We start from the raw sequence: 12,254 nt of genomic DNA, 5'->3' as shown, positions 1-12,254 counted from the left end.
CGGTTACAAAACCCCCGGCTATCTTTATATCTTCCAGCATTTAGACACACCCGGATTAAGGATTTCCTTAAAAGGGCTCCCTCCCCCTTAAGAGTGAACGTTACAGGAACATACCGCCTGAAACTTCAATACGCTGCGCATTCATCCAGCCCAGCTTATCGCTGAGCAGGGCCGCGATGGCGTCACCAATATCATCGGGCAGGCCCACGCGCCCCAGCGCGGTTTGCGAGGCCAGCAGCTGGTTAAGCCCGGCGTCATCCCGCACGCGGCCGCCGCCGAAGTCGGTTTCAATGGCGCCCGGCGCGATAATATTGACCGAAATGCCACGCGCTCCCAACTCCTTCGCCTGATAGCGGGTCAGTACCTCCATCGCCCCCTTCATTGCCGCATAGGTGCCTGAGCCCGGCTGAGTGAAGCGGGCCAGCCCGCTGGAGACGTTCAGGATCCGCCCGCCGTCTTTTATTAACGGCAGCAGCCGCTGGGTCAGGAAAAACGGCCCTTTGAAATGGACGTTCACTGCGTTATCAAACTGCGCTTCCGTCGTCTCGGTATAGGGGGCGTATAAGCCCGTACCTGCGTTGTTCACTAAATAGTCGAAGGTGTCGCGTTGCCACACGCGCTTAAGGGTGTCATGAACCTGTTGCGCGAAGCGCTCAAAGCCTGCCGTATCGCCGACGTTAAGCTGTAATGCAGCCGCCTTAACGCCTTTTCGCTCGATTTCCTGCACAACGTCCTGCGCCTCCTGCTGGCTGCTGTTCCACGTCAGGATGATGCCGGTCCCTTCCGCGGCCAGCTTCAAAACGGCATTTTTGCCCAATCCGCGGCTGCCGCCCGTCACTAATGCAATGCGTTCAGTCATGATTCACCTCGTTTCGGTTGTGATGGAGATTGAGAATGAGCTTATTAGATGGTAGAAAATCAATAAATACTGCCGCTAACGCTTCACTGTTTCATTAATAACAACAATGACTAACATCTATGGATAAAATTCACGCAATGCAGCTTTTCCTCCGCGTCGCGGAACTGGAGAGTTTTTCCCGCGCGGCGGAAACGTTAAGCCTGCCGAAAGGGAGCGTATCGCGGCAGATCCAGGCGCTGGAGAACGCGCTCGGCACCCGGCTTCTGCACCGCACCACCCGCCGCGTCAGCCTGACGCAGGACGGCATGGTCTATTACGAACGCGCTAAAGATCTGCTGATGAACCTGGACGAACTGGACGGCATGTTCCTGCACGATCCCTCCACCATCAGCGGGCGGCTGCGTGTGGATATGCCCGTTGCCATTGCGCGAAATGTAGTCATCCCTAAGCTGCCTGCATTTTTACAGCAGTACCCCGGTATTGAGCTGGAGCTGAGCAGCAGCGATCGTCTGGTGGACGTCATCCGCGAAGGGTTTGACTGCGTGGTTCGCGTGGGCACGTTAAAGGATTCCGGGCTTATCGCCCGACCGCTCGGTAAGCTCTCCGCGATCAACTGCGCCAGCCCGGATTATTTGACGCGTTTTGGCTATCCGGAAACGCTGGAAGATTTAGACTCACATGCCATCATTCACTACTCCACTACGCTGGGCACGCGCCCGCAGGGGTTTGAGTTTTACAGCGGCAGCGAGACCCGGTGGGTGAAAACGGGAGGCGTACTGACGGTCAACAGTACGGAGACCTACCAGGCCGCCTGTATCGCAGGACTGGGCATTATTCAGGTGCCGCGCGTCGGGGTACGTGATGCGCTGCGCACGAAAAAACTCGTTGAGATCCTGCCGCAATACCGGGCTGAACCGATGCCCGTCTCCCTCATTTATCCCCACCGCCGTAACCTCTCTCGACGGGTGCATGTGTTTATGGAGTGGCTTACCGAACTCACAAAAGCTTACGTAGACTAGACGCAAGCTATAATTCAGTAACATCCAGCTCAACGAAAAGGAAAATGCGCGTGACGCCGGAAAATAACCCGCAACGACCGACTCAACATTTAGATTATGAACCCATCCAAAAGATGGATAACGAGCCTGAAGCGCCGAAAGAGCCCGGAACGGCCAGCAAAGCGCTGGGCACCGTGACCGGCATAGCTGAAAAAATTCAGCAGATACCTGCTATTGCGCACCTGATACGCGCTGCGGAGCGCTTCAACGACCGCATGGGAAATCAGTTCGGTGCGGCGATCACCTACTTCTCTTTCCTGTCGATGATCCCCATCCTGATGGTGTCGTTTGCCGCCGCCGGTTTTGTGCTGGCCTCTCACCCGACGCTGCTGCAGGACATCTTCAATAAGATCCTGGCCAACGTCAGCGACCAGACGCTCGCCACGACGCTCAAAAGCACCATCAACACCGCCGTTCAGCAGCGTACCACCGTGGGTATCGTCGGTTTGCTGATTGCCCTCTACTCCGGGGTTAACTGGATGGGCAACCTGCGTGAGGCCATTCGCGCCCAGTCGCGTGACGTCTGGGAGCGTACGCCGCAGGATCAGGAGAAGATATGGGTGAAGTATTTGCGCGACTTTATTTCGCTGATTGGTCTGCTGGTGGCGCTGGTCATTACGCTCTCCATCACCTCGGTCGCCGGTTCCGCGCAGCAGATGATTATCTCCGCGCTCTATCTGGACTACATTGAGTGGCTGAAGCCGGCCTGGCGCGGCATTGGGCTGGCCATCTCCATCTTTGCTAACTATCTGCTGTTCTTCTGGATCTTCTGGCGTTTGCCGCGCCATCGTCCGCGCAAAAAGGCGCTGATCCGCGGGACGCTGATTGCCGCCATCGGCTTTGAGGCGATCAAAATCGTGATGACCTATACGCTGCCGTCGCTGGTGAAGTCCCCCTCCGGTGCGGCTTTTGGTTCGGTGCTGGGGCTGATGGCCTTCTTCTATTTCTTCGCCCGCCTGACGCTGTTCTGCGCCGCGTGGATCGCCACGGCCGAGTATAAAGATGACCCGCGCATGCCGGGAAAAACCCATCACTGATCGGCTTCCGGGCTGATATTTCAGCCCGATTCATCATTTCAGCATATAAATCCAGACCGTAACTTTTATTTAACTCAAAACCAGTTTTAATGACTGATATTTAAAAAGTGTGAAGCATTTCATGGAAGTGTTTTGGCTGGTCTGAAAATTATCCGCTTTTTGTTGCTTTTATAACCATCCCGCGCCTTTGTTACAGATTGAAATGTCGCTTTTGCTGTGCCTAATATGGCCCTTCGTTCGTCCAAAAATAAGAAAATATTATGCAAGCAACAGCCACCACACTTAACGAAGGGGCGGAACACGTTCCGGTTAACTCGCGCAATAAAGTCGTCGTCGCATCGCTGATTGGCACCGCCATTGAGTTCTTCGACTTTTACATTTATGCCACCGCTGCGGTTATTGTCTTTCCGCATATTTTCTTTCCACAGGGCGACCCGACGGCCGCTACGCTACAGTCTTTAGCCACCTTTGCTATCGCCTTCGTTGCGCGTCCGATTGGTTCAGCGGTCTTTGGCCACTTTGGGGATCGCGTCGGGCGTAAGGTGACGCTGGTTGCCTCGCTGCTGACCATGGGGATCTCCACGGTTGCCATCGGCCTGCTGCCGACCTATGAAACCATCGGCATTCTGGCGCCGGTGCTGCTGGCGCTGGCGCGCTTTGGTCAGGGTCTGGGCCTGGGCGGTGAATGGGGCGGCGCTGCGCTGCTGGCCACCGAGAACGCCCCGGCGCGCAAGCGTGCCCTGTACGGCTCATTCCCACAGCTGGGCGCACCGATTGGCTTCTTCTTCGCTAACGGCACGTTCCTGCTGCTCTCCTGGCTGCTGACGGATGAACAGTTCATGAGCTGGGGCTGGCGTATTCCGTTTGTCTTCTCTGCTGTCCTTGTTCTGATTGGCCTGTACGTGCGCGTATCGCTGCACGAGACGCCGGTCTTTGCAAAAGTTGCCGCGGCGAAAAAGCAGGTCAAGGTCCCGCTGGGTACGCTGCTGACCAAACACGTCCGCGTGACCGTGCTGGGCACGTTTATCATGCTCGCGACCTACACGCTGTTCTACATCATGACCGTTTACTCCATGACCTACAGTACCGCCGCGGCGCCGGTTGGGCTGGGCCTGCCGCGTAACGAGGTGCTGTGGATGCTGATGATGGCAGTCATCGGGTTTGGCGTGATGGTGCCCATCGCGGGCCTGCTGGCGGATAAGTTTGGCCGTCGTTCGAGCATGATCGTCATCACCACGCTGATTATCCTGTTCGCGCTGTTTGTCTTCCCGCCGCTGCTGGGTTCAGGTAGCCCTGCGCTGGTGATGGCATATCTGCTGATTGGCCTGAGCCTGATGGGGCTGACCTTCGGCCCGATGGGTGCGCTGCTTCCGGAGCTGTTCCCGACCGAAGTGCGTTATACCGGCGCGTCGTTCTCGTATAACGTTTCGTCAATACTGGGCGCCTCTGTGGCACCGTATATCGCCACCTGGCTCCAGGCGAACTATGGCCTGTTCTATGTGGGCGTCTATCTGGCAGCCATGGCAGCGCTGACGCTGATTGCACTGCTGCTGACGCACGAAACGAAGCATCAGGCGCTGTAATTCACTTCGGCCTGATGCCCTCGCCCCGGCCCTCTCCCACAGGGAGAGGGTTCCCCAGTAATTTTTTAAGCAGAAGCAATAATGTTGCTTTCTGAATGACTGAGGGCTGTCAGCGATGCCCTGGTCCGGCTGTAAATCGCTGAGGCGTTTCCTGCAGGCCGGGGCGAGGCGCAGGGATGCGCCGAGAGGGCGGCTTTACAGGGATGTTACATCCGCCCGTACCCGATAAGCCGGAAGGAATAAGCCGAGGGCACCGCGAAGCGGCGATTTACCGCCGGGAGCCCGGGTCGCCAGGGTGGTGGCGACTGAGCCACCCTGGCACGTTCACCGGTCATGTCGTTACAGAGTAGCAAGAAACATAAAGTGAACGGAATCACCACCACCGCCGTATGTTCCCCTCACCCTAACCCTCTCCCCGGAGGGGCGAGGGGATTGCTTAGTGCTCGCATTAATTTGTGGGGAACCCTCAGCCCACAGGGAGAGGGAGAAACGGGTCTACTTCTTCATCTGCGACAAAATCGTCCGACACTGATTCGCTTCACCTTCTGACGGTGAAATCAGCGCCAGCAGCGCCGCCGCTGGCGTCACCAGCGTGGCGAGCGCTGCGGCAACCGCGCCCCGGGCAATCAGCGGCCCGGCCTTCACGCCCGCCTGCGGATCGCTGAAGCTTCCGCGCACGTACAGCGGCGAGCGCAGGGTGATAATGCGAATGCCCTTGCTTTCAGGATCGATGGTTAAATCCAGCTGCTCGGACGCCATGCTGGCCGTGCCGGTGACGTTTATGACCGCGTTTTCCGTGTCGAAGGCGAATGTCTGCGGACGCGCCACGCCGTTTACCAGATCCACGTTTGCCGCCGCACAGTTGACCCGCACCTCGTCGTCACCGAAGATTTGCCCGACGATAAAGTTCCCGACGTTAAGCCCCAGGATTTCCATCAGGTTACGGCTCACCAGCCCGTCGTTCATAAGCAGCTTCAGGTTGCCATTGCCGTTACCCAGCAGCGCCGCCACGGAGTTACCCGTACCGCGAATGTCTGCGTCGCCGTTCATCTCGCCGAGGGTTTTCTGCATCAGCTCCACGTCCGGCATCAGCTCCTTCAGCTTCAGACGACGCGCCTGGATCTCCGCCCGTCCCTGCATCGGCTTTTTATCGCCCTCCAGGTGGATGTTCGATGAGATGGTGCCGCCCGCCATGCCAAACTTCAGCGGCTGCAGGCGCAGGTCGGCGTTTTTCAGGATGATATGGGTCGAGAGGTTGCTCAGCGGCAGCGTGCTGCCGTGCTCAATTTTACGCCCCTTGAAGCGCACGTCCGCATCCATCACGTCCCACTTGTCGGTTTCGAAGCGGTCATTCGGCAGCACTTTACCCGCGGGCTGTACGTCCTTTTTGACCTCTTTTGACCGGGTCCCTTTACCCGAATCCACGCCAATCAGCGGGCCAAGGTCGGCCAGACGCAGCTGACGGGATTCAACGTCACCTTCCAGCTTTGGTCGCGGTTTTCCGGTGGTGTAGGTCAGAGTGCCATGAATATCGCTGTCGCCAATGCGTCCGTTAAAATCCCGATAGTCAAAGACGGACGATTTTTCGGTGTCGATTTTGGCAACCAGATGCCCGTCCGTTTCAAACGGCGGGGTGTCCGGCAGCAGTACGCCGGTCAGTTCATACAGTTCACCCAGCGAGTCACCGGCAAACTTGAGCTGGAGATCGACGCCCCCCATGTTCATCGGGTCGTTTACCGTGCCCACGAACGCCACGCGGGTATTACCGGAGCGGAAGTCGGCCTGCACCGGGAACGGCGTGCCCTCGCTCCGGAGCGCCAGCATGCCGCCAATTTTGCCCTTACCGGTCAGCGGCTGGCCGTTGTAACGCCCTTTCGCCGTCAGGCCGAAAACGTAATCCCCCGCTTTGCCGCTATCGCCTTTAGCTTTGCTGCCCGTCACCTCGCTGAACGGCAGCGGTTTACCCAGCGGATCGACGAGGATCTCCACGTCAGCCTTGCTCACCTTGTCATCAATGGCGATCCGCCCCCGATCGAACAGGATGTTGTCGAGACGGAAAGACCACGAAGATGGCTGCGCGTTCGGATCTTTATCGCCGCTGCTGGCGAGATCGAACGTCCAGTTGTTGTTTTTCTCTGAAAGGCGAATCAGCCGCGCGTCGGGCTGCTGGAGTTTGATCCACGGCAGATAGACCGTTTTGGTTAACAGCGCCAGCGGCGCCAGCGTGGCTTCCACGCGCGGCAGGTGGATCATGGTGACTTCAGGGATATCCGGCGGGTTGCCAAGAATAATGTCGTCGGCGTGAACGTGCGGCCAGGGCACCCAGCTTCGCCAGCCGGTTTCCTCTTTCTGGCGCTCCCACACGACGCCCAAATCGCCACGTATTGCAAAGGGGCGGTTCAGCTCGGTTGAGACTTTCTGGTTGATGGTCGGTTTGAGACGGTTCCAGTCAAACGTGGCGATAATGATGATTGCGACCACAATCAGCAACAAGAAAATCCCTGCGGTCCAGGAAATCACCCTGGTTGTTTTTGTCATTGTTGTCCCCTTTCCTGATGAACTTGCCTCTAAAACTATAGTTCAGACAAAGGGAAGCGGGCAGATCAGAGCGTGGTTATTACCTTTTCCAGGGTATCCATAGGCACCGGGCGAGAGAGGAAATAGCCCTGGGCCGCCGCCGCCGGAGAATTTTGCACGTCGCGCCACTCTTCCAGCGTTTCAACGCCTTCCACAATGACGCCCTGGCAATAGCGGTTCATCAGCTGCAGGAGCAGCGTAAACAGGTTTCGTCCCTCCGGCGTCTGGCGCAGCATAATGAACAGATCGCGGGCCACTTTGATGTAGTCATAACGCACTTCGCTCAGGGCCGAGAAGTTCGCCATACCGGTACCGAAGTCATCCAGCCACAGCGGGCCAAATTCACACATTGAGGCAAACGAGGAGTCCTGCGGCAGGCGAACATGCTCCACCAGCTCGAACCGCATCCACGGCAGGGTGGCAATCAGGGCCTGCAACGCCGCGTTCTGACGTAACGCCATCAGGGTTGGGCCATCCACGTTCACCGATGCCAGAATACCGTGCTGCTCAAAGAAGGCCCGCTTCGTCGCCAGCATTCTCAGCTGCTCTTCCAGCACGTCGATGCGCTGACGCACGGCTACCTCCGCAAAATAGCGGTCCGGCGCGATTCGCTGTGACGGATTCGAGGGGTGCGTGACGACCGTTAATACCTCAATCGCCATTAACCGACCGTCGGTACGGTAGATGGGCTGATAGGTATACGCTCGCTCACATTGCAGCCAGTAGCGATGCTCCTGCAAGTTCTCAATACTTGCCTCAGGCGTAGTGCTCAGCCGCTGGATAACCTGCTCTGACTTCATTTCGGATGTCCTGTTGTGTGGGGATAGCCTTTCTGGACTCGTCACTGAGTTATCGGCCCACCAGGTGAGAACTTTATGTTCAATTCACCGGGAAAATGAAATTAAGATGACAGAAATGTACCGGAACACGCGCTGGCTCAAAAAAAATAATGGAACGTCGTTTTAATATGGTTGACCGTAAAAAACACACAGCGCACACTACCTTTAATTACTCTGTTCAGGTTCACGACTATGTCTAAAAAAATTGCCGTGATTGGCGAATGCATGATTGAGCTGTCCCAGAAAGGCGCGGAAGTCAGCCGCGGTTTTGGTGGCGATACATTGAACACCTCCGTTTATATTGCCCGTCAGGTTGCTCCCGACGCGCTAAGCGTGAACTACGTTACCGCGCTGGGAACGGACAGCTTCAGCCAGCAGATGCTGGAAGCCTGGCAGGGTGAAAACGTTAATACCTCGCTGATCCAGCGCATGGAAAACCGTCTGCCGGGCCTGTACTACATCGAAACCGACAGCACCGGCGAGCGGACCTTCTACTACTGGCGCAACGAGGCGGCCGCCAAATTCTGGCTGGAAAGCGATGCCGCCGCGGCGATTTGCGAAGAACTGGCTACCTTTGACTACCTCTACCTGAGCGGGATCAGCCTCGCGATCCTGAGCCACGAGAGCCGTGAGAAGCTGCTGTCACTGCTGCGCGAATGTCGCGCCAATGGCGGTAAGGTGATTTTCGACAACAACTACCGCCCGCGCCTGTGGGCCAGCCGCGAAGAGACGCAGCAGGTCTACCGGCAGATGCTGGAATGCACCGATATCGCCTTCCTGACGCTGGACGACGAAGACGCGCTGTGGGGCGAAAAACCGGTTGATGAGGTGATTGCCCGGACGCAGGCCGCCGGGGTCAGCGAAGTGGTGATCAAGCGCGGGGCAGACTCTTGCCTCGTGGCGGTTGCGGGTGAAGCCGTGACAGAGGTTCCGGCGGTGAAGCTGGCGAAAGAGAAAGTGATAGATACCACCGCGGCGGGAGATTCTTTCAGCGCGGGCTATCTGGCGGTACGTCTGACGGGCGGAACGCCGGAAGCGGCGGCGCAGCGTGGCCATTTAACGGCCAGCACGGTGATTCAGTATCGCGGAGCGATTATTCCGCGCGAGGCGATGCCTGCTTAAGCACTCCCTAACCCTCTCCCACAGGGAGAGGGAATAAAGAACCTCGGGCCTTACTGACCCTGCGGAATATCGCTCGCGTCCTGGTGCAAATCATCCGCCGCCTGTGCTGGCTGCGGCGCGGTTGCCATAATGGTGCTCCAGGTCGCCTTCAGCTCCTTCATGTCGTACTCAGGCTCACCTTTCGGCTGTAGCAGAATCAACGCCATATCCTGCGAGAGCTGCTGACGCAGATCCTGATTCAGCATTTCAACGGTCAGCCCGCTGAGGAAGTCCTGACGCAGCTTCTGATACTGTTCCGGCGCGATGTCCACAACCTGATTCTGCAGGGAACGAATGCGCTGGCTGATTAAGATATCGGTATCGGCGCGGGCATAGGTGGCGAACAGCTTCTGCAATTCGAGGGATTTCTGCGCGACCAGGGCGTTAAACTCCTCTTCAGACAGCCCCTCTTTCCGCACTTTTGCCAGCTCTTTTGCCACCACGGCGAGATTCGCGTTCAGCTTATCGCCCGGCGACTCCACGTTAATGGCGCACTGCGCGCGCTGGAACAGCACGCGGCAGTCAAAGCCGAGGCCAATATCTTTCACGTTGTTCTTGCTGAGCGTCTGCTGAACGTGCCAGAACAGCGCTTCACGCGCCAGGTCCGCGCGCCAGTAACGCAGCAGCGCCGAGGACTCGCGGATCGGCTGCCAGGCGGTATCCCACATCATCGAAAGACGATCCTGACGCACCGTATCGGTCATGATACTGACCGCTTCAGGGCGCAGCGGAGAGAGCGTTGGAACAGGAGCCGGGGTTTCACGCTTCCCTTTCAGGTCGCCAAACGCTTTGTTGATTTGCTCGATTACCGCACGGCTGTCCACGTTGCCGACCACAATCAGGGTCATGGCGTCCGGGGTATACCACTGCTGGTAGAACGATTTTACCTGCCCGGCATCAACCGGCTGCTTCAGCGGCTCTGCCGGGTCATGCCCAAGCAGCGTTGAGCCTTTCAGGCGGTAGCGCCACCAGCCTTCTTTGGTATCCACAGGCCAGGTTGCCACCATGTCGCTGTTGCTCAGCGCATAGTTAACGGTCTCGGGCGTGATCGCCAGTTTGCCGGTTGCATCGGAAAGGTAGGTGAGCGCTTCTTTAAGCAGATCGTTACGGTTGTTAGGCAGGCTCAGGTTAAACATGGTGTAGTCATACGAGACAACAGCCGGCGGCAGCGGGCGTTTAGGATCGATGGCCTGTTGCCATAGCGAACGCACCTGAACCGCCTGCAAACTGCCGCTCTGGGTGAGCGCCAGTCGAGGAATAAAATGGCTTAAGCCGGTCTGCTGGGTGCTTTCAGTGAGGGAGCCGGTATTCACAGAAAGACGAATTTCGATGCGATCGCTCGGACGTTGCGGAGTGGCTAATACCTGCCACTGGAACCCGTTCGCCAGTGTTCCCTGTTGCCAGGCCGGGTCTGGCTGGAGCGCATCTGCCTGCACATAACTGGCTGCTGCCATCATCAGCAAACCGCCGGTTAAGAGTCGAATTTTTGTGCCCTGCATGTGAACCCCTGATCAACATTCCTGGTTAAAGAGAGTGTCTCGCGACGTGAGCACTCAAATATGACGATGAAAACATCCGATTAGACAGCGTGTTCGGCTAAACGTCACGGACGGAAGCGAAATATACCCAAAAAAAATCTTGTCGAATTATGACAGGTATGAGCGGTTATTATGCGCAGGTGCCCGCATCCCCACAAGGGAATACGGGCATTTATGAGGGATTAAGAGGATAAACCGGGGTTTTGTCCTCAGAAGGACGATTATTTAACGTATCGTTGAGCTTCTTGTGATCCAGCTCTTTCACCCATTTCGCTACCACCACCGTCGCCACGCCGTTGCCGATCAGGTTGGTTAACGCGCGGGCTTCAGACATAAAGCGGTCAATACCCAGAATCAGGGCCAGGCCCGCCACCGGCAGATGGCCAACCGCAGAGATGGTCGCTGCCAGCACGATAAATCCGCTTCCCGTAACCCCCGCAGCCCCTTTCGAGGAGAGCAGGAGCACCACCAGCAGCGTAATCTGATGGAAGATATCCATGTGGCTGTTGGTGGCCTGGGCGATAAAGACCGCCGCCATGGTCAGGTATATGGAGGTACCGTCCAGGTTAAACGAGTAGCCCGTAGGAATAACCAGCCCCACCACCGACTTACGGCAGCCCAGCTTTTCCATTTTATCGAGCATGCGCGGCAGCGCGGACTCAGAGGAGGACGTGCCGAGAACAATCAGCAGCTCCTCGCGAATGTAGCGGATAAATTTGAAGATGCTGAAGCCGGTCGCGCGGGCGATGGAGCCGAGAACCACGACCACAAACAGAATACAGGTGATGTAGAAGCAGATAATCAGCTGGCCCAGCTGTACCAGCGTGCCGACGCCGTATTTACCGATGGTGAAGGCCATTGCGCCGAATGCGCCAATCGGGGCCAGACGCATGATCATGTTGATGATGCCGAAGATAACCTGCGAGAAGCTTTCAATGACGTTAAAAATCAGCTGGCCTTTGCTGCCCAGGCGATGCAGGGCAAAGCCAAACAGCACGGCAAACAGCAGCACCTGAAGGATGTTTCCGCTCGCGAACGCGCCGATGACGCTGCTCGGAATAACGTCCAGCAGGAAGGCGACAATCCCCTGATCTTTCGCCTGTTCAGCGTAAACCGCCACCGCCTTCGCATCCAGCGTGGCCGGGTCAACGTTCATGCCCGCGCCAGGCTGCACCACGTTAACGATAATCAGGCCGATAATCAGCGCGATGGTACTGACAATCTCGAAGTACAGCAGGGCGACTGCCCCCGTACGACCGACCGCCTTCATGCTTTCCATGCCGGCGATACCGGTCACCACGGTACAGAAAATTACCGGCGCGATAATCATTTTAATCAGCTTAACGAACGCGTCGCCGAGCGGCTTCATCTGCGCGCCCAGTTCCGGGTAGTAGTGACCGAGCAAAATACCGATTGCGATGGCTGTCAGGACCTGGAAGTAAAGACTTTTAAAGAGTGAGGTTTTCATAGGGTGTCCTTGAAAAGAAAAACCACAGGTTTTGTAAGGTTATGGTTAACCTGCGGCTTTAAAATAACACCCACATAACAGGACAGAAATAAACGAGGTTCAAATTTGAAACACAAATGTTAAGAACTTTGAGC

The 12,254-nt window shown here is 56.9% G+C and carries 9 protein-coding genes; 4 read left to right on the top strand and 5 right to left on the bottom strand.

The annotated features are described in order from the left end of the window. Nucleotides 1–100: 100 nt before the first annotated feature. Nucleotides 101–859 carry an SDR family NAD(P)-dependent oxidoreductase gene (locus tag HWQ14_RS06230; RefSeq protein WP_176609248.1) on the bottom strand — a complete coding sequence of 253 codons (759 nt, stop codon included), beginning with the start codon at nt 857–859 and terminating at the stop codon, nt 101–103. Between the two features lie 119 nt (nt 860–978). Between HWQ14_RS06230 and HWQ14_RS06225 the strand changes: the two genes are divergently transcribed. The 3 genes from HWQ14_RS06225 (at nt 979) to HWQ14_RS06215 (ending at nt 4,537) form a co-directional block, all read left to right on the top strand. Then, nucleotides 979–1,878 (top strand): LysR family transcriptional regulator, encoded by a 900-nt coding sequence (locus tag HWQ14_RS06225; RefSeq protein WP_176609247.1) that lies wholly within the window; start codon nt 979–981, stop codon nt 1,876–1,878. 50 nt (nt 1,879–1,928) lie between these two features. Then, complete coding sequence (gene yhjD, locus HWQ14_RS06220) at nt 1,929–2,954, top strand: inner membrane protein YhjD (protein ID WP_148420502.1); 1,026 nt, start codon at nt 1,929–1,931, stop codon at nt 2,952–2,954. 260 nt (nt 2,955–3,214) lie between these two features. Continuing rightward, nucleotides 3,215–4,537: an MFS transporter gene (locus HWQ14_RS06215; RefSeq protein WP_148420501.1), complete on the top strand. Its 1,323-nt coding sequence runs from the start codon at nt 3,215–3,217 to the stop codon at nt 4,535–4,537. 495 nt (nt 4,538–5,032) lie between these two features. Here HWQ14_RS06215 and HWQ14_RS06210 read toward each other — a convergent pair whose 3' ends face one another. Together HWQ14_RS06210 and pdeH are read right to left on the bottom strand one after the other, a co-directional pair. After that, entirely contained in the window at nt 5,033–7,075 is a 2,043-nt protein-coding gene (locus tag HWQ14_RS06210) for an AsmA family protein (RefSeq protein WP_176609246.1), read from the bottom strand. A gap of 65 nt (nt 7,076–7,140) precedes the next feature. Then, on the bottom strand, nt 7,141–7,914 hold the full coding sequence (pdeH, locus tag HWQ14_RS06205; protein ID WP_176609245.1) for a cyclic-guanylate-specific phosphodiesterase: 774 nt from the start codon (nt 7,912–7,914) through the stop codon (nt 7,141–7,143). A gap of 231 nt (nt 7,915–8,145) precedes the next feature. Between pdeH and HWQ14_RS06200 the strand changes: the two genes are divergently transcribed. Then, nucleotides 8,146–9,075 carry a sugar kinase gene (locus HWQ14_RS06200; protein WP_176609244.1) on the top strand — a complete coding sequence of 310 codons (930 nt, stop codon included), beginning with the start codon at nt 8,146–8,148 and terminating at the stop codon, nt 9,073–9,075. 50 nt (nt 9,076–9,125) lie between these two features. Here the strand turns inward: HWQ14_RS06200 and HWQ14_RS06195 are convergent, their stop codons facing one another. Continuing rightward, complete coding sequence (locus HWQ14_RS06195) at nt 9,126–10,613, bottom strand: M16 family metallopeptidase (protein ID WP_176609243.1); 1,488 nt, start codon at nt 10,611–10,613, stop codon at nt 9,126–9,128. Nucleotides 10,614–10,824: 211 nt separating this feature from the next. After that, nucleotides 10,825–12,120 carry a C4-dicarboxylate transporter DctC gene (gene dctA, locus HWQ14_RS06190; RefSeq protein WP_176609242.1) on the bottom strand — a complete coding sequence of 432 codons (1,296 nt, stop codon included), beginning with the start codon at nt 12,118–12,120 and terminating at the stop codon, nt 10,825–10,827. Between the last annotated feature and the right edge of the window lie 134 nt (nt 12,121–12,254).

It is taken from the genome of Enterobacter cloacae, assembly GCF_013375935.1.
Classification (GTDB): domain Bacteria; phylum Pseudomonadota; class Gammaproteobacteria; order Enterobacterales; family Enterobacteriaceae; genus Enterobacter; species Enterobacter pasteurii.
This window is presented reverse-complemented; position numbering and strand designations above follow the sequence as displayed.

Coding starts and splice junctions, on each gene's coding strand:
- HWQ14_RS06230 (WP_176609248.1), bottom strand. CDS start 859: ATGACTGAACGCATTGCATTAGTGACGGGCGGCAGCCGCGGATTGGGC.
- HWQ14_RS06225 (WP_176609247.1), top strand. CDS start 979: ATGGATAAAATTCACGCAATGCAGCTTTTCCTCCGCGTCGCGGAACTG.
- HWQ14_RS06215 (WP_148420501.1), top strand. CDS start 3,215: ATGCAAGCAACAGCCACCACACTTAACGAAGGGGCGGAACACGTTCCG.
- HWQ14_RS06210 (WP_176609246.1), bottom strand. CDS start 7,075: ATGACAAAAACAACCAGGGTGATTTCCTGGACCGCAGGGATTTTCTTG.
- pdeH (WP_176609245.1), bottom strand. CDS start 7,914: ATGAAGTCAGAGCAGGTTATCCAGCGGCTGAGCACTACGCCTGAGGCA.
- HWQ14_RS06200 (WP_176609244.1), top strand. CDS start 8,146: ATGTCTAAAAAAATTGCCGTGATTGGCGAATGCATGATTGAGCTGTCC.
- HWQ14_RS06195 (WP_176609243.1), bottom strand. CDS start 10,613: ATGCAGGGCACAAAAATTCGACTCTTAACCGGCGGTTTGCTGATGATG.
- dctA (WP_176609242.1), bottom strand. CDS start 12,120: ATGAAAACCTCACTCTTTAAAAGTCTTTACTTCCAGGTCCTGACAGCC.